Origin of the sequence: Nostoc sp. FACHB-190 (assembly GCF_014696905.1) — a bacterium.
Classification (GTDB): domain Bacteria; phylum Cyanobacteriota; class Cyanobacteriia; order Cyanobacteriales; family Nostocaceae; genus Nostoc_B.
Window position 1 is genome coordinate 104,240 of record NZ_JACJQW010000013.1, and the last position, 18,277, is coordinate 122,516.

At 39.4% G+C, this 18,277-nt stretch carries 17 protein-coding genes; 11 read left to right on the plus strand and 6 right to left on the minus strand.

Annotation, left to right across the window (positions count from 1 at the left end; translation table 11 throughout):
- Window positions 1-166: 166 nt before the first annotated feature.
- Window positions 167-2,113: a caspase family protein gene (locus H6G28_RS16180; protein WP_190672181.1), complete on the minus strand. Its 1,947-nt coding sequence runs from the start codon at window positions 2,111-2,113 to the stop codon at window positions 167-169.
- A gap of 348 nt (window positions 2,114-2,461) precedes the next feature.
- Here H6G28_RS16180 and H6G28_RS16185 point away from each other — a divergent pair, with 348 nt between their 5' ends.
- The 3 genes from H6G28_RS16185 to H6G28_RS16195 all read left to right on the plus strand — a co-directional run bounded on the left by H6G28_RS16185 (window position 2,462) and on the right by H6G28_RS16195 (window position 4,363).
- A complete protein-coding gene (locus H6G28_RS16185) occupies window positions 2,462-2,971 on the plus strand; it encodes a hypothetical protein (protein WP_190591273.1) in 510 nt (169 codons plus the stop codon).
- A gap of 215 nt (window positions 2,972-3,186) precedes the next feature.
- The gene (rpmF, locus tag H6G28_RS16190; protein ID WP_190591274.1) at window positions 3,187-3,360 is read left to right on the plus strand and encodes a 50S ribosomal protein L32; all 174 of its coding nucleotides are present in this window, start codon (window positions 3,187-3,189) and stop codon (window positions 3,358-3,360) included.
- Between the two features lie 403 nt (window positions 3,361-3,763).
- On the plus strand, window positions 3,764-4,363 hold the full coding sequence (locus H6G28_RS16195) for a sulfite oxidase-like oxidoreductase (protein WP_190591275.1): 600 nt from the start codon (window positions 3,764-3,766) through the stop codon (window positions 4,361-4,363).
- 117 nt (window positions 4,364-4,480) lie between these two features.
- Here the strand turns inward: H6G28_RS16195 and H6G28_RS16200 are convergent, their stop codons facing one another.
- Window positions 4,481-5,863, minus strand: coding sequence for an aldehyde dehydrogenase (locus tag H6G28_RS16200; protein ID WP_190672184.1), 1,383 nt, complete (start codon window positions 5,861-5,863; stop codon window positions 4,481-4,483).
- A 125-nt stretch (window positions 5,864-5,988) separates the two neighbouring features.
- Window positions 5,989-7,134 (minus strand): hybrid sensor histidine kinase/response regulator, encoded by a 1,146-nt coding sequence (locus H6G28_RS16205; RefSeq protein ID WP_190672187.1) that lies wholly within the window; start codon window positions 7,132-7,134, stop codon window positions 5,989-5,991.
- A gap of 896 nt (window positions 7,135-8,030) precedes the next feature.
- Between H6G28_RS16205 and psbA the strand changes: the two genes are divergently transcribed.
- Both psbA and H6G28_RS16215 read left to right on the plus strand, forming a co-directional pair.
- The gene (psbA, locus tag H6G28_RS16210; protein ID WP_190591278.1) at window positions 8,031-9,113 is read left to right on the plus strand and encodes a photosystem II reaction center subunit D1; all 1,083 of its coding nucleotides are present in this window, start codon (window positions 8,031-8,033) and stop codon (window positions 9,111-9,113) included.
- 127 nt (window positions 9,114-9,240) lie between these two features.
- A complete protein-coding gene (locus H6G28_RS16215; protein WP_190672190.1) occupies window positions 9,241-9,714 on the plus strand; it encodes a DNA phosphorothioation-associated protein 4 in 474 nt (157 codons plus the stop codon).
- Window positions 9,715-9,739: 25 nt separating this feature from the next.
- Here H6G28_RS16215 and H6G28_RS16220 read toward each other — a convergent pair whose 3' ends face one another.
- Window positions 9,740-10,930, minus strand: coding sequence for a DNA sulfur modification protein DndB (locus H6G28_RS16220; protein ID WP_190672192.1), 1,191 nt, complete (start codon window positions 10,928-10,930; stop codon window positions 9,740-9,742).
- A gap of 108 nt (window positions 10,931-11,038) precedes the next feature.
- Entirely contained in the window at window positions 11,039-12,637 is a 1,599-nt protein-coding gene (locus H6G28_RS16225; RefSeq protein ID WP_190672195.1) for a DGQHR domain-containing protein, read from the minus strand.
- A gap of 153 nt (window positions 12,638-12,790) precedes the next feature.
- Between H6G28_RS16225 and dndC the strand changes: the two genes are divergently transcribed.
- A complete protein-coding gene (dndC, locus tag H6G28_RS16230) occupies window positions 12,791-14,458 on the plus strand; it encodes a DNA phosphorothioation system sulfurtransferase DndC (protein WP_190672198.1) in 1,668 nt (555 codons plus the stop codon).
- On the opposite strand, the gene H6G28_RS16235 is transcribed toward dndC, so the two are convergent.
- Window positions 14,455-14,697: a helix-turn-helix domain-containing protein gene (locus H6G28_RS16235; protein ID WP_190591283.1), complete on the minus strand. Its 243-nt coding sequence runs from the start codon at window positions 14,695-14,697 to the stop codon at window positions 14,455-14,457. The genes dndC and H6G28_RS16235 overlap by 4 nt on opposite strands.
- 121 nt (window positions 14,698-14,818) lie before the next feature.
- On the opposite strand from H6G28_RS16235, the gene H6G28_RS16240 reads away from it, so the two are divergent.
- The 5 genes from H6G28_RS16240 to dndE all read left to right on the plus strand — a co-directional run bounded on the left by H6G28_RS16240 (window position 14,819) and on the right by dndE (window position 18,277).
- Entirely contained in the window at window positions 14,819-15,073 is a 255-nt protein-coding gene (locus tag H6G28_RS16240; RefSeq protein ID WP_190672201.1) for a hypothetical protein, read from the plus strand.
- A gap of 108 nt (window positions 15,074-15,181) precedes the next feature.
- Entirely contained in the window at window positions 15,182-17,170 is a 1,989-nt protein-coding gene (dndD, locus tag H6G28_RS16245; RefSeq protein ID WP_190672203.1) for a DNA sulfur modification protein DndD, read from the plus strand.
- 84 nt (window positions 17,171-17,254) lie between these two features.
- On the plus strand, window positions 17,255-17,503 hold the full coding sequence (locus tag H6G28_RS16250; protein WP_190591286.1) for a hypothetical protein: 249 nt from the start codon (window positions 17,255-17,257) through the stop codon (window positions 17,501-17,503).
- A complete protein-coding gene (locus H6G28_RS16255; RefSeq protein WP_190672205.1) occupies window positions 17,500-17,847 on the plus strand; it encodes a type II toxin-antitoxin system PemK/MazF family toxin in 348 nt (115 codons plus the stop codon). The genes H6G28_RS16250 and H6G28_RS16255 overlap by 4 nt, the downstream gene beginning before the upstream one ends.
- 43 nt (window positions 17,848-17,890) lie before the next feature.
- Window positions 17,891-18,277, plus strand: a complete 387-nt coding sequence (gene dndE / locus H6G28_RS16260; RefSeq protein WP_190591288.1) for a DNA sulfur modification protein DndE — start codon at window positions 17,891-17,893, stop codon at window positions 18,275-18,277.

Here is an 18,277-nt window from a genome sequence, read left to right on the forward strand (position 1 = left end):
ACCCGTTCAGACCCATGATTATACTTAAGGGGTAAGTTATCAAGTATCCATAGCCAGATTTTGGCATAAACTAGCCCCTGACTTCATCATTAGCAACTAAATCTCATCTTTTCTTTAAAATCGATACTGCTGGCAAATTGATCAACAACCCAGAATTAACTCTCAACTATTTTTTCTGCCATTTACGGATTGCTTCTTGAGCATCTTCATACACAGATGTCTCTTCTGGGACTAAAGTTGCGGTGGTGATGGCGGACTTGAGATCACCCTCGGCAGCACGAGTTTTTGCTAAGTCTAAGATTTTTTCGCTCCATTTATTAATTGATTTTTGAGCTAAATCAAATCCTGGTTGACCTTGGGGAACGCGCTTGGCTACTTCAATGGCGCGATTATATGTAGAGGCTTGTCCTGGCTTAATTAAGGCATTAGCCGCATCTAATAAAGTTTTGTTAGCGAGATATTGCTTGGCTTCTTGTCGCCACTGTTTAATTACTGTTTGGGCTTGGGGATAAAGGGAGCTTTCTTTACTGATGAGTTGTGCGGCAGCGATCGCATTAGTATATTGTCTTTGCTTGGCACGACCCTCGGCTAAATTAAGGATCATGTTACTCCAAATATTGATATTTTCTTGGGCTTGTTCGTAAAGCGGCTCACCTGGCGGAATTTTTCTCGCAGTGGCGATCGCTAAACTCAAATCACTGGCTTGAGTTTGTCTAAGAGACATTTTCGCCAAGTCTAATACAGCTTGATTGCGGTTCTTCGACTCAGAAAGGGAAGCTATTTGAGCAGCAGACTGATTTTTTGCGGGAACTACTTGTTCATGTTCATGGGACTTTGCCGATAAAGCTTCTCGACCCGCCACGAACTTTTCTTGATTGCGGAGAAAGACCACTGTTACTACAGCAGCTATTAACATCATGCCACCGCCCCAAAAGAAAAATTGTTGCCACCATAAGGTATTGGCCTTTTTCTGCGGTAAACGTGAGATGTAAGGTTGGGCAACATCGGGAATAAATCTCCCCGCACTTGTTTCTGAAGCAGGGATCGCTAATTGCCCTTGCTGGTTGCTATATTCTTCGTTGGCAATTAAGTCGGGTGACGGAGAAAGTTGTGGTTCTCCTAAACTGAAACTGGGAAACTTCAAATCTGGTAATCTGGCAGCAACAGCCGACTGTAAAACCGATGCTTCTCCCCAAATCCCAATATGCGGCGAATTTACGGGATTTTTGGTTGATGTTGGCGCTAATGGGGGAGCAGCCAAAGCCACAGCAAAGTTTTCTTCTGAAAAAATACTACCCTCAACTTCAGATGTCTCTAATTCATGGGGTGCGGCTTCAGTTGGTTCCAGTGTGCTGGGAACTTCTGTAACTGGATGATTCACCTCTGACTGTGGCAAGATGACAAACGGTTTAGCAGGTACTATCGCTACTGGATTTTGAGTTGGTCGCCAATAGTGTTGACATAATTCTGGCGTGAACACATTTAAATAGCTGTTTAAATCTGCCAAACTGCTGCCATGACCAGAACGTAACGCAGCTAACAAAGCCGCAGTAAAAAATCCGTAACCTAGCTCACTGCTTTCACGAGAAAATTGTTCTGGTTCGCAAGACAGAATCGTTGCTAATTGTAATTCTTGCGCTATTTCAATGGTTTCTTGTCCAACGGTTGCATCTGCTTGCGTACTGGAAGCCCGGTTAATATCAAGCAGCACTACAGCATTTAGTTCAGCTATGTGGAGGCTGTGCAAGAGCGATCGCATTTCGATGGCGGTTTCCTGCATTAACTCAGGATTACCTTCCACTGGCATCAAGTAATCTTGGCTTGCATGGTTAACACCATAACCACTAAAGAAAAACCACAGATAATCCCCCGGTTGCCAACAAGCCGCAGCCAAGTCTTCTATCAACAGCAAAATATTTTCTTTTGTGGGATAGGTAGACCTATCCCCAATTGGTGGTGAAGTATCTGTCATTAGTAGACAGCGTTGGGGAGAAAAACCTGCTTCTTGAACCAAAAAATCTTTTAGCGCCTCGGCATCGGCTTGGGCGCAACGTAAAGGTTGAAAAAATTGATATTGATTGATGCCGATCGCGATCGCCCAGTGATTTGCCATCCCGCTATTTGTAGGTTGTGGTTGACCGTGCCAATTTTAGATTTTGAATTTTGGATTTTGGATTGTTTTTTAGTTCAAGTTTTAATGCTTGTCCGCTAAACAAATTGAAAAGACGCTCGATAGCGTAGCCATCATCAATTTAAAATCGCAAATCTAAAATCCAAAATTGGTTGACTTGCCTAAAATTGCGGTTGGCTTTGCCGAAAGAACAAAGCTAACCTATGTCTTATAGTCTCGGAATTTCTCATGAAATCCCAAAGACTAAGTAATTTTTATTGCCTTTAATTTCAGTAAAAATTCTCAGACAATTCAATTACAGGCCATTAATTAGTAAGGAGCTTTCAGGTTATGACCAAGAATGTTGCTAACCAACAATCATCGATCATTTCCTTTTTATTTATTAGCCAAGTTATCAAACAAATCCGGATATTTCCATTAATATTTTTGCTCTTTTCTAGCCTACCTGTATGGATTGTGGCAGAAGTAATTTCACCACAGATGGTAAGAGCTTACACAGCTAGAGTTGATTTAATTATTGATAGATTACCTGATGAAAACTATGAAACCACACTGCGGAGAGCCGAAGCCACAGCCAGAGCCGCCGCACAACGCAGTTTTGACCAAGATATATTAGCTACAGATGTATCGATTATTGTCTCCGTACAGAGCTACGGTGCGATCGCACCAATTTTAGCTTTAGAAGTCAGCCGTCCCCAATGGCGTTCCCGTCCTGATGCTCAACTTTGGGCGACTTACTTTAAAACCGCGCGATCGCTATTATTCTTTGAACAAACCCCAAGCAACCCCGTCAATATCCCTCCCATCACCACCGTTGCACCAGCAACCACCACACCGTAAGTTAAAAGTGCTGAGTGCTGAGTAATTAGTGCTGTACACTGAGCGTTCGCGCAGCGTCTCCAACAGAAGAAGTCGAAGTGTAAGTGCTGAGTAAAAATACTAGCCCCTAGCCTCTCACCTCTAGCCCCTTACTTGTAAATTACAGGTAGACCATTGCAGATGCAAAGAGATGGCTTAGAATAGAAAGGTTGTCAAAAATTGCGATATCCGCTACTATGGCTGTCCCTAAGAAGAAAACATCTAAATCTAAACGCGATAAACGTCGAGCTACTTGGAGACATAAAGCTGCTGTTGAAGCTCAAAAAGCTTTGTCTCTCGGCAAGTCTATTTTGACTGGACGTTCTACATTTGTCTATCCTGCTGCTGAAGAAGAGGAAGAAGAATCATAATTTCCGATTAGGAAAAACCCTAGCATCACCGAAGATTTGAGCGGTGACTTCTACCGCTCAGGCTTTTTGGTATTTGAGCAAAAGTTTTTCCGAAATTTCTTCTACTTATTAATAGTTTATGCCTGTTGTGCAGCAAGTAATCGGATACATAAAAAATCGGTAATGAATAATTTGGAAAATCCATTATCCATTACCTATTACCCATGACTGATGATCAGATAATCATAATCACACAGTAAATTATCTGGATATCCTAATGATGTAGGTGTTCAGCAAAATTAATATTTCTTCTCTGTCTGAGTCTAGTTGTTTATGCTCAGGCTCTCTGCCACACTCACAATCAGGTTTAGTTCATCATCTCGAAATAGCCAAGTGTTTCAATTAACCTAATTTTGCTGAGAATATGTTAGGCAAGTTTTTTCAAAAACCAGATAAAGAACAGGGTGAACGTGTCCCGCCTGGACAGCACCTCGCCAAAGGTTTCCCTGTACTAACTTATGGTGCAACACCCAAAGTCAATATCGAAGAGTGGGAATTTCGCGTTTGGGGTGCGGCTAAACCTGCTGTTTTCACTTTGTCGGACTTTATGGCGCTACCACAGCACGAATTTACAGCAGATTTTCACTGTGTTACCCGTTGGTCAAAACTGGATGTCAAGTGGACTGGCATTAAGGTAACAGATTTTATGAATTTGATAGAGGTAGAAAAAGAAGCCGCCCACATCATGGAACATTGCTATGGTGGCTACACTACTAATATCGCCATTGAAGATTTTGTCCGGGAAGAAAATTTCTTTGCTGTTCAACTGTTTGGAGAACCATTACCCGCAGAACATGGTGGCCCCTTACGGTTAGTTGTTCCCCATCTCTACGCTTGGAAAAGTGCCAAGTGGATTAATGGTTTAGAATTTCTCAAGAAAGAAGAACTAGGTTTTTGGGAACGCAACGGTTATCATCGCCGGGGCGAACCTTGGGCGGAAGAACGCTATAGCAGTAGTTTTTGATTTGAAGATTTTGTTGAGTGAGAGACGTTGCAATCCAATGTCTCTCAATTTTTACCATACTTCAGTACAGAGTCCTAATAAGAAAAAGATTACTCAGCACTCAGCACTCAGCACTTTTCACTTAATTAATCGCTTCACAAAGCCTAATTTGTCTTGATACGGGGCATAACGCCATTTTAAATCTAGCCAGAAGGAGTTATGCAGCACGCTTTTATGGTGGGAAAAGGTATCAAAACCCGCTTTACCATGATAGTTACCAATACCACTATCACCTACGCCACCGAAGGGTAAAGATGAAACACCAAGGTGCATTACTGTGTCATTCAGACAAACGCCACCAGAAGAAGTTTCTTGTAAAACTCGTTGTTGCAGATTTTTGTTTTGTGAAAACAGGTATAAAGCTAGGGGTTTTGGCTTGGAATTAATTAAGGCGATCGCTTCTGTAATATCTGTATATTCAATTACAGGTAAAATTGGGCCAAAAATTTCTTCCTGCATTACAGGATCTGTTAAGGAGACTTGATCAATAATTGTTGGGGCAATATAGCGTTCTTCTAATTTGCTTTCGCCACCAGCCACAATTTCACCTTTATCAAGCAGTTTAATTAACCTTTCACAGTGTTTTTGACTGATAATTCTGGCATAATCAGCACTATTGTATGGGTTTTCGCCATAAAATTCTGTGAGAGTTTTTTTCAAGCCATTGATGAAATCTGGCTTAATTTTTTTATCAACTAAAAGATAATCTGGCGCAACACAAGTTTGTCCAGCGTTAATAAATTTACCCCAAGTAATCCGTCTAACAGTATGCTCTAAATTAATCTCAGCATCAACAATACAAGGGCTTTTGCCGCCTAATTCTAAAGTCACTGGTGTGAGATGTTTTGCTGCTGCTTCCATCACAATTTTGCCCACAGCTGTACCACCAGTAAAAAAGATATGGTCAAATTTTTCTGCCAATAGCTTTTGACTGGCTTCTACACCACCTTCCACTACAGTAATAAACTCTGGTGCAAAATATTTAGCCATCATTTTGGCTAACAAACTAGAGGTAGCGGGGGCAAGTTCTGAAGGCTTGAGAATGGCGCAATTACCTGCGGCGATCGCACCGACTAAGGGGGCAATAATTAAATTAAAGGGATAATTCCAAGGGCCAATAATTAAAACAACTCCTAAAGGTTCAGCATAAATTTTAGCTGAATAAGAAAAAAAATCGATTGGCACTGCTGCTTTTTGTGGTTTAGCCCAAGAGTGCAAATGTTTAATGGCATAATCGATTTCTTTGGTAATACCAATTTCTGTGATGTAAGACTCAAATTCGGGTTTCTGAAAATCTGCTTTTAAAGCTTGTACAATATCAGCTTCGTTATCAATTATTGCTTGTTTGAGAGTTCTGAGTTTTTCTAGGCGAAAAGCTATATCTTTTGTTTTACCAGTTTGAAAAAATTGACGTTGCTGCTTAATCAGTTCAGAAATTTTAGATAATTCAGCAGTAATCATGATGTTATCCTCTAATATTTGATCGAGAGGGTGAGATACCCAGCTTATTTAAGAATTCGGGTATCTTGATATTCACAAATGATTTAGGACTGCTATGGATCATACTTGATCAATTTATTATTTCTTCAAGGTTTAAGGGGTAAACGGACAATAAATTCGCTACCTTTACCTAATACAGAATTAACAGAAATCTGCCCTTGATGTGCCTCGACAATTCGGCGAGATAAATACAGTCCTAAGCCACTACCGGAACTCTTGTGGCTACCTTGACGAAATCTTTGAAACAATGTTGTTTGTTCTTCGGGCGAAATACCCGAACCTGTATCAGCTACCACAATATCAATATAGTCATTCCCAGAGATAGATGACGTGTTTCCCCAGGAGGAAATCTCTGGATTTTGATCTGCGGGGGAGAGGCGCACTGCTATATAGCCAGATTCAGTAAATTTAATGGCATTACCTATAAGGTTAGTTAACAGGCGGTGCAGTTCTAAGCGATCGCCCATAATATTACTATTAGTTAATTCCTCGGCATATTTTTGTTCGATAGTCAGTGCTTTAGCTGCGGCTAAAGGTGCTAGTTCTCCAACTACTTCGGCAATTAATAGCTTTAAATCAACAGGTTGAAACGCCAGGGTTTTGCGACCGGCTTCAAATCGATACACTTCTAATAAAGTATTTACCATCGAGAGCAAGTTGGCATTGCTACGCGCCATGATGGTGAGTACTTCTCGCATTTGCGATGACAATTCACCCAAAGCACCTTGCTCAAATAACATTAACATTCGATCAGCCGCGACTAAGGGCGTACGCAAGTCATGGGTGAGTCGAGAAACAAAGTCTTCTCTCTGACGGGCAATTTCATCACGCTCATCCATACTATGCTTGAGTCGTAATAGCGATCGCACTCTGGCAAGTAATTCATCTACCGTCACTGGTTTACGAATAAAATCATCAGCGCCCAAATCTAATCCGTGTGCAACGTTGGGTGCATCGTGGGCTGTGATTAACAAAATAGGAATATATTGCTGCAAGTTCATCTCTCCACGAATGCGCCTGGTAACTTCATAACCATCCATTCCTGGCATCATTAAATCCAGCAATACCAAGTCACAAGGAGATGCTTCTAGTTGGGCTAAAGCAACAAAACCATTTTCTGCGGTGCTAACCGTATAACTTTCTTCTTCTAGTATGGTTTTAATTAAAAAAACATTATCTGGTGAATCATCGACCACCAAAATTTTGTCAGGGCGCGGCGATAGTGAACTCATGTGTGGGGCAGATTTTTGGTAGATGTGAGTTTTTGAGCAAAACTGCTATATTGCTACCACTTTTTACTGATTTGTTTTTTAGCTTACATTCCGCCATTGAAAGTGGCACAATCAACAATTTTAGTTTAATTGTAGAAAATTAAAAGTCAGCCCTATCAATACTTATAGCTTGAGAAATGGCGATCGCTTCATTTCACGCCAACCTCTACAAGCAGATTTTTCTTCTCCTTCTCAGATAATTAGCATCTATAGCAGTAGCCAAATTGCTTAGGACATCGATAAATAATCAAACTTAGACATCACAAAGCTTTTAACCCTGTCACCTGCTATATCGATTGAATCTAGGGCTAATGATTATAGCTGACCAAAAGTTAGTCTTTTAATTCCTCCAACGCAACGATAAAACCTCTGATGCAGTTTCCATAACAGAGTATGGCGAAAGAAATAAGTTATTTCGTTTACGTTTTTTAATAAAAATTATTTAATGGTAATAATTTTAGGATTCTAAGAAAGTTGGGTTTAGAATTTTCCCCTTATTTTCATGGTTTACATACTAAGTCTCTTATCCAGTAAGCTTTTTAGAGTCTTGACTACATCTTGATTAATTTAAGTCAGATTTGTAAAGAAATATAAAGCCGTGTTTCTAGAAAATTTATCCCCAAAATTCACTGCCAATTCAAACAGCTATAACTCATGAATATCAAGGCTTTGGATGCCTTGAAAGGCTGCCATAAATTCAACTTAAAACTTTACATTTACGCGAGTAAATAGCAGAAAAATATTACAGAATATGAAGCGAAACATCCAATTAAAGTAAATTCATGTAGACTTATTTCAACAGGCATTAAAAAAATTTGTCTGTTCAATATTTAACTAAACATTGCACTTATAAAACAATGACCACAACCTTACAACAGCGTTCTAACGCTAACGTATGGGAGCGGTTCTGCAATTGGATCACCAGCACCGAAAACCGTATTTATGTCGGTTGGTTCGGTGTATTAATGATTCCTACATTGCTGGCTGCAACCACCTGCTTCGTAATCGCATTCATCGCTGCTCCTCCTGTAGACATCGATGGTATCCGTGAACCAGTTGCTGGTTCTTTAATCTACGGAAACAACATCATCTCTGGTGCAGTTGTTCCTTCTTCTAACGCGATCGGTTTGCACTTCTACCCCATCTGGGAAGCAGCTTCCTTAGATGAGTGGTTGTACAACGGTGGCCCATACCAATTGGTAATTTTCCACTTCTTGATCGGATGTGCTTGCTACATGGGTCGTCAGTGGGAATTGTCTTACCGCTTGGGTATGCGTCCTTGGATCTGCGTAGCTTACTCTGCTCCTTTGGCTTCTGCTACCGCAGTATTCTTGATCTACCCCATCGGTCAAGGTTCCTTCTCTGATGGTATGCCTTTGGGTATCTCCGGTACCTTTAACTTCATGATCGTGTTCCAAGCAGAACACAACATTCTGATGCACCCCTTCCACATGCTCGGTGTGGCTGGTGTATTCGGCGGTTCTTTGTTCTCTGCAATGCACGGTTCTTTGGTAACTTCTTCCTTGGTTCGTGAAACAACCGAAACCGAATCTCAAAACTACGGTTACAAATTCGGTCAAGAAGAAGAAACCTATAACATCGTTGCAGCACACGGTTACTTCGGTCGCTTGATTTTCCAATATGCGTCCTTCAACAATAGCCGTTCCTTGCACTTCTTCTTAGCTGCTTGGCCTGTAGTTGGTATCTGGTTTACCGCTTTAGGTATCAGCACAATGGCGTTCAACTTGAACGGTTTCAACTTCAACCAATCAGTGATTGACTCTCAAGGTCGCGTCATCAACACCTGGGCTGACATCATCAACCGCGCTAACTTAGGTATGGAAGTCATGCACGAGCGTAACGCTCACAACTTCCCCTTAGACTTAGCTGCTGGTGAAGTTACTCCCGTTGCTTTGAATGCTCCTGCAATCAACGGTTAATTTTCTAGAGATTGTCTCTAAATAATTAATAAAAACGCTCTCCTTTTTAGGGGGGCGTTTTTGTTTGCGTTGATTGGGATTATCTTAGCTTTCGGTTATCATAGCTACAATGTGAATATTGAAATCAATGGCTGAAACTGGCAGAATCAGGGTTGCTAAAGATAAAGCAGATTTAGTAAAAGCGTTAACATCTTCCGATGGTGGTACTGGGCCTTTTCAAACATTTGCTGATGTGATTGTATTTGCAGCAGCCTTGGGTGCAAAGCATAAAAAGCGTGTCCCTTTAGGCGAAATTTCTAAACGCGAACCATCGCCAATCAGGCTAGAATATTTCGCTTCGGTGGGAAATGATGTGGTGATTAAATTATTAGGAATGACGGAAACTCAAGATATTAACATCTTATCTATTCATGAAGAAGAGTATGAAATTCAACGCAATATTATTTTTGAAGAGTATGCTAATGGGGGATTAGAAATTTTACGCAATGAGTTGCGTGGAGCCGTGGATTATGCAGAAAGAATTTTATTATTTCTCAGTTATGAACGAACACAACAATACGAAAAAGAAGAGGAATTTGATCTAAGCAAATTCCTTTCTTAAGAAATAGGGTTCTTATTAGATTTTTTTATACCCATCCTAGTTTATTTCTTACTGTTCTCACTGCATCAATTACTGCATTTGCACCAGTAGAAAGTTTGTAACGCTTACTTAGATTTTTAGGATTTGGGTCTATCCTAATTAAATTATTCTCCCAAAGTGGATTATCTTTCGTCCAACCTATCTGTGCAAGTTGAGAAACTTTTGCTTCATCAAAATAATTATGATCTTTATTGTAAGTTAAGTAGAGCAAGCGACCTAGAACTTCTAAACCAACACTTACACCTAATAGGCATTCATCTTTAAATCTTTTTAACTCAACAGGAGTTATCACATTTATATTTGTTTCAGCAATATATGTTGTGTCCTTGCACTCATAAAAAAACTTATTGAGACAATTAGCTAGAGCATTCGATGAAATTTCTACATCATTATCTTGAAGTTCAGAATCAGGGGTATTAGTAAACGCGCAACTTACAGCCCTTGCTATGTAATTATTTGTATAAATAAATTTTTTCTGAATACGTGGAGAATCTTGAATCTTGTCTGTTTTATTAGAGAACATTTTTACTTCTTTTACCAACTTTTTAGTGATTCCGGCACGCCCTTCAATTACGCTAAATGATAATAACAAGGCTTTACCTAATTGTTTGGTTTGAGCCATATCTCCAAAGTCCTTTCTACACTGATCAGCATCATCTTCTAAAACCAGCGTAATGGGAAAATCATCATCACTAATTAGGTAACTTTCATCACCTTCAATCAATTTTTGAATAGCACTCTTGCGATGTTGTCCATCTGTAATTTCTAACTTTACTCCACGAGGAATAACAACTATGCACATACCTCTACCCAATTGGAGAATTTTGATTTTCTCTTGCGATACATTTGCTGTCAGCGTTCCTAAAATCCAAGGTTTTTTCTTTTGGGACTGCTCTACAATGTAATTTTTGATCTCATCAGCATGACCTGGAACCTCTGGACGCTGTTTACCTGATTCAGGATCATCATCAGTAGCAGGTTTTGCTACTAAAAGCGCAGGAAAATCACCAGCAGGTATATTTATTTGCAGCATAGTACGCTTACCCTGCCTAAAAATTAGTCCAGGATAGCAACGCTCACGATGATATTGAGAAAAAACACTTTCAACAGAGGCATTAAACGCAGCTTGAACTTCTGGTGAAATGGTACTGTCACTATCCTGGTTTATGTTAACCATAAGAAGAACTGTATAATTTAAGTCAAGTATTTAACATACTACTATGCTGTTAAGTTGTTTGCAATCAGTAAAAACCCTTTGAAATTGAAATGTTGAGCCTGCTGTAACTTATAAGAGTGCTGGAAGTCCAACTTCCTTTGGATCGACAAACTCACCATCAAAACTTATAGTTTTATTTTCCACTGTTCTTGCATTAGCCAAAGCTTTACGAAGATCAGCTACTTCCATTGGATCTTGAAGTCCACCCAAAATGTAAATTAATAACTTAGCCGCTAAGTCTTTTCCAGAAACCTGTACGCGCTTTTTATTCGGGTCATATAAAACCCCATACCAAAGAGACTGAGGGTATTCCATCCCAGTAAAGCCACCTTGTTGGTCAAACTTTTTCAATTTCTTGAAAATACTGGTTAAAGAAAACCCTTTTTTAAACACCAAAAATCCCAAAGCTTGAGCGATAGCAACTTGCGCCACAGGACGGAAAAGCATATTTCCTTCACCGCCATCCTTTTCAAAGCTGAACCTTCGTAAAACTGGTGTATCTTCATGTGCCAAAATCTTATAACTAGGTAAGTTTGCCAAGTTATCAAAAAGTTTGGTGAATTCTGCAATTCCCTGTTCAATTTCCTCATTTTCTGGACGCATCGGAATTAAGCCTTTTTCCAATGGTTTCCAATGAGGGAATTTTTGACCTAAATATCTCTCAGACATATCTTGTAGAGCTTGCAATGTCGTCAAAACTGTCGAATTTGACGCTACAGTTGAACTGTTCCAATTAACACGCGGTTTACGGTTTTGACGTTGTTCTAAAAGTGGATGAGTTACTGCTATTTTTCGCGCCACAATAGAAAAACCGTCGTCTTCATTTAACTGTGCCAACTGACCTTTAGTTAAAGGTGCAGCCATCAAGTTAACATGGACAAAAATCGACCTTACCCTTCTTCTAGCTTCGTTACGAGTTTCCCCAGAATTTACTGCACAAATAAATTCAATGCCAATTTTTTCTTTAGGTAAGCTTTGCAAATAAGCAGGATCTACTTGATACTGCTCTGTTAAATCTGAGATAGTGATAAAACTATCATCGGCAGTTTTATCTTTTTTATATCGCTGGAGTTTACCAGTTTTAATTAACTCAATTAAACCCTGAACTCCCATCAGCCGATGTTGACCGTCTAAAGCATAGATAGTCACATTTTCTTCAGAAACATTGAGTAAGCCGACCTTACCATCTTTATCTAGAGGTGTAAAATCGGTAGTAGATTTTGTAGCGCGTTCTTCACTGTCCCACTCCGGGGCTTTTGAGTTATCAACCCAAGGCTGGTTAATTACTACAAGAACTGGGGGAAACTTATGATTTTTTCTCGCAGCCAAATATTGAACTAGAGGTGCTTGACGCGACCAGTCAATAGGACGCTGTTGAATTTCATCAATACTATCTGCATCGATTTCGATATTATCCGTCTCTGGATTATATTTTTTTTGCAGCAGAGGTAAACCAGAAGCAAAATGAACTCGACTAGCAAACCATTCCAGAGTCACTGAACCAATATAGGCTTCAATTCCACCCATTTCCGTTTTCTGCACCAAAATTTGGTCTTTTTTCTCTAAGAATTTTTCGAGGAGTAAAGCTAGTACCTGTTTATCCTTGTTGTCTCTCTCCAGGTACTCTTTCGCAATATCAGTAGTGAGGTTAGATGCAATGTCACTCATATTAATTTTTAAAAACTTAGTCTTGTAACCTAGCTATATTGTCCAAAAAGTTAGATACTAATAAATCAGTTTTTAAAAACTTTTTGGGAACCCGCGCATTCCATACACTGGAGTAAAAAGCGGTAACGCCCAAATGTCCAGAGGTAGGAAGCAATGACTGAAGCACAACAACCAGAAAATAAAGGTCAGCAGAAAGGTACTGTAGCAGAATTAGTAGAGGATATCCAAGCTCTGACCATTGAAATTCAAGAATTGTATTGTTTGGATGCGATTCCTTGGGTTGTAGGTTATTCGGGTGGTAAAGACAGCACTGCTACTTTACAGTTGGTCTGGAATGCGATCGCTGGACTCCCAGCAGAAAAACGGACTAAAACAATCTACGTCATTACTACAGACACATTGGTAGAAAACCCGATTGTTGCTGCTTGGGTGCGAAATTCTCTACAGCAAATGAAATTAGAAGCTCAAGCGCAAGAATTACCATTTGAACCTCATTTATTACAGCCAGATTTTAAAGAAACATTTTGGGTGGGTTTGATTGGGAAAGGTTATCCAGCACCAAGAGGTAAATTCCGGTGGTGTACAGAACGACTGAAAATCAATCCCTCGAATCGCTTTATCCGTGATGTAATTCGAGCTAGTGGAGAAGCAATTGTGGTGCTGGGTACTCGCAAAGCAGAAAGCACAAAACGCGCTAACAGAATGAAAAAATTAGAAGCTCTGCGGGTACGCGATCGCCTAAGTCCTAACATGAATTTGCCGAACTCCTTAGTTTACAGCCCTATTGAAGACTGGCAAAATGATGAAGTTTGGATTTATTTAATGCAGTGGGAAAACCCTTGGAGATATAGCAATAAAGACCTATTTGCTATGTATCGGGGTGCTTCTGCTGATAATGAATGTCCCTTAGTAGTAGATACTTCTACTCCAAGCTGTGGTAGCTCTCGTTTTGGTTGTTGGGTTTGTACCTTAGTTAGCCAGGATAAATCTCTAGCGGCTATGATTCAAAATGATGAAGAAAAAGAGTGGATGCAACCTCTACTTGATTTTCGCAAGGAATTAGATGCAGAAGAAACACGCGATCGCCGAGATTTCCGCCGCAGAAATGGAGATGTTCAACTGTATGAGCGCAATCTAGAAGGTGAACTATCTATTGAACCAATTCCAGGCCCTTATGTAAAAGAAGCACGGGAAGATTGGCTGAGAAAATTACTAAACGTCGAAAAACAAATCCGTCAAACAGCACCAGAAAATATGCGCGATATTACTCTGATTTCTACAGAAGAACTTAGCGAAATTCGTCGCATCTGGCTAGAAGAAAGACATGAGTTTGACGATAGTTTACCCCGCATTTATTACGAAGTAACTGGGGAAGAATTCAAAGACCCGCGCCCTGGTGTTGAACATAAACTATTAGGTAGTGATGAATGGGCTGTCTTAGAAGAAATCTGTGCTGATGACACTATGCACTTGGAACTCATGTCAAAACTTTTAAGCACAGAATGGCAATTTCGTAAGAAAACAAAGCGTGTCGGAATTTACGAAACTCTCGAAAAATGTTTTAATACTAGTTCTCGTTCTCCTGAAGAAGCAATTAGGAATGCCCATTTAAAACGTGATTTAAGAGAGGCTGTTAGTCAAGGAGATGTTGCAACAGTTAGAGAAAAAGTCAAGCAGTTAACTTTAGCTGATTTTGCCACGCCGGATGAACAAGCAAGTATACCTAATACACAAAATGATACAGAAAATACATCAAAATCTTCTGACAATGCAAAAACTTGGTCAAATATGAAATTTAAAAAGAAACAGACAAAGGCTTAAATTTGCTGGTCATCATTAGCGTCTCCTAAGTACAGCCTGATAAACTCGTCTGCGGCGACTGGATTAATTTTTCTGAGTGCATCACGAATTTCTAACAGCTTATCAGCAACGGGGTCTGTCATTTCATTAATCCAACGGTGAATGTTTGGCCGTCCTGTTCCCATTGTGACGGCTAACTTGTTCTGACTGATGCTGTATGTTTCCAACACCTGTTTAAGTGCTTTACCTGCTTTTCCCATGCCTTTGATTGTGTCAAAGGCTTCTAACAGAGTAAATGTTCTGTATATGTAACAAACGAGGTAAGATTATCTTGTTACGTTTAAGTAACACAACGACTTACCCATAAACAGGTAAATTCCAATGACTAAAAGCTTTCTAGCAGAGACTTGTCAAACCACCACACAGCTTGCTTCCAGCAACGACTCTACACAAACAACACCCGATAGAGAGTCTGTAAAGGTTGTAATTTATGGTTCTAAAAAAGGTGTCAATAACACAATTTTGACTTTATACAAACTGGGTTTCGCCCAAGTTTACGAGTGGAGTCCTTTATTACCTAGTTCTAACCCTGGCGAAGTTATGAGTATTTTAACAAGGCAGATTCTGACAAATTAATTAGTGGTTCATCGCATTCATTTTAAGACGTGGGAGTGGTCAGAACCCCGACTTTTTTAAGAAGTCGGGGATCTCGCAAAGCATCTAGCCTTTTATCTATAAAGACAAATGATATTTTTAGAACTCGTATTACAAAATTTTGGCCCTTATTCTGGCAGACAAGTAATTAATCTTGACCCAAGAAATGAGGATAATCCTCGCCCAATTCTTTTATTAGGTGGTATGAATGGTGGGGGAAAAACTACGCTGATGGATGCTATTCGCCTAGCATTATATGGACAACGCGCTCAATGTTCGACGCGCGGTAATTTGAGCTATAGTGATTTTTTAAATCAATGTGTTAATAGTAAAGCTACTCCTTCTGAAAAGACACGAATTGAGTTACTTTTTGAACATATTGAAGATGATCAGCCAGTAAAATATCGGATTGTGAGAACTTGGGAGAAAAATCCTAAAGATGGCAAAGATGCTTTAGGAATTTTAGGTGATGATGATACTTGGCCTGTTGATTATCTGACAAGTATCTGGGATGACTATATAGAAAATTTACTACCTTTAGGAATTTCTAATTTATTTTTATTTGATGGCGAACAAGTAAAAGAACTAGCAGAACAAGAAACACCGCCGCCAATTGTTGTGGAAGCTATTCGTGGACTTTTAGGACTAGAATTAGCTGACAAATTAGCCGTTGATTTAGATGTTTTAATCAACCGTAAGCGTAAAGAGATGGCTGATACTAAAGATTTAGCTAATATTGAAGATATTGAAAAAAGGTTATTACAAAAGCAAGAAGATTATCAAGTAACAGAACAAGAGTTAGCTAATTTAAAAAATCAAGTTGAATCATTAGAAACTATCCAGCAAGAGGCTTTAGATAAATTTGTATCTGAAGGTGGTAAAATTGCCGCCGAACGCAGTCAGTTAGAAGATAAACAAAAAGAAAAAACTGCTGCATTAGAAGCAATTCGACAGTCTTTATGTGAATTAGCTGCTGAAATCTTACCCTTAGCGTTAATTCCTAATTTATTGAGTCAAGTACAAACCCAGGGCGCAAGTGAATTTCGTAATCAACAGGTGCAACTTGCAAGAGATGTTTTAATTGAACGAGATAAACGTTTACTTGAATGGCTAAATCAGTTAACTATTGCTGCTGACCAAGTTGATAAAATTCAAGCTTTTTTAGCTGAAGATGTCGATAGTTTATATGCAAGTTCACTCCAATCTGAAGCACCTTGGCTGTTAGCGGATGAGGAAAGCTTGAGCCAATTAGATAATGTTAGATATCACTTAAAAAGTGCGTGTAATACTGCAAAACAGCATTTATTTAGTCTCAGAAATCTGGAAGAAGAAATTATTACATTAGAAAGACAAGTGCAGACAGCAGCAGAACCAGAAGCTTATAAAAAGTTACGTGATGCTGTGGAAGATTCACAAAAAGAAGTTATACAAGCTAAATCCAAGTATGAAACAACAAGGCAGAAATTAGCAGCGTTAATGGATGCAATTGAAATCACCAAAAAAGAATTAAACGATTATACTGACAAAAGTATCAAACATCAAAATAGAGAACATATCATTACTTCTGCTTCTAAAGTGCAAGAAACCCTGAAGATTTTTCGAGAAAAGTTAACGCTGCGGAAGCTAAATAAGTTAGAAGAAGAAGTGAAGAATTGTTTTCTCTATTTACTGCACAAATCAGACTTAGTATTTCGCATTGCTATTGATACTAAAACTTTTGCTTTATCTCTGTTTGATTTTGATGGTAAAGCAGTCCCGAAACATCGCCTGTCGGCTGGGGAAAAGCAGTTACTTGCGATCGCCTTTCTTTGGGGACTTGCCAAAGTCTCTGGTTTGCGCTTACCAGTAGCTATTGACACACCCCTCGGCAGACTCGACTCTTCCCACCGCCAAAACCTAGTAGAAAAATACTTCCCAGCCGCCAGCCATCAAGTAATTCTCCTTTCTACTGATACGGAAATTGGTAAAAAAGAAGTCGAAACTCTGCGGAAAAATGAAGCGATCGCTCGTGAATATCTTCTCAAATACGACTCATCTACCCGTCAAACTACCGTGATAGAAAATCAATATTTTTGGTAGGAGATAACTTTGAGACAATGGGGTTGAGCAATTTGTATAAGTTTGTCTATTTACAATAGATGTAAGCAGCTTTAGAGAGTAGAGATGATATCACCACATTTACTGGAACTAGAACGTGATTTAAGTACTTTGTCATTAGAAGAACTTGAATGGCTTTTAGAACGTATTAGAAAACAAGTGCAAGCCAGAAAACAATCAGATGATTTTACTGATATTCACCAGATAAATAAACAACTAGCGACTATGGCTAATGATTTAGATATAAAGACAGAAATTGCTTCTATTCACGAGGAATTTATTTTTACTGAAATGGATGGATTAGAAAAATTGTGAGTATCGAAAGAGGACAAATTTATTTTGTCAATCTTAATCCTGTACAGGGTAGAGAACAAGCAGGAACACGGCCAGTTTTAGTTTTATCCATAGACCCTATTAATCAATTACCTTTGGTTGTGACTGTAGTTGTAGGGACAAAAGGAGAAAATATTAAGCGTGATTATCCCACTAATATCCGAGTTTCTCCAAATGAATGTGGACTGCCTATGGAAACAGTATTCTTATGTTTTCAAATTCGTTCTATAGATCCAAACCGCTTTCCTGCTGCTCCATCTGGTAAGCTTGCTGAATCCAAAATGCTAGAAGTTGAAACTGCGGTTCGCTACTGTTTGGGTTTATGACCAAAAACTGTCTAAATTTTTGTAAAAGATATGAGTAAACATTATGGAAGCACCAATCGAAAGAATTAAACTTTCCCAAACAGCCAAAGACCAACTACAAAAACTCAAACGCAATACGAAAATTGACCAATGGAATATTCTGTGTCGTTGGGCGTTGTGTCGTTCGCTGGCTGAACCCGCGCCACCATCGCCTGTACCTATTCCCCAAGATAGTAATGTGGAAATGGCTTGGCGGGTTTTTGGTGGCGAAATGTCTGATATTTTTTTACTTGCCCTGAAGCAACGCTGTCATAATGACGGTTTAGGGACTGATAAAGAAACCCTCGCTACGCAATTCCGGTTGCATTTGCATCGGGGTATTGGTTATTTAGCTGGCGACCCAAATATCAAGAAAATTGAAGATTTGATTGAACTGGTAATAAAAGATTGA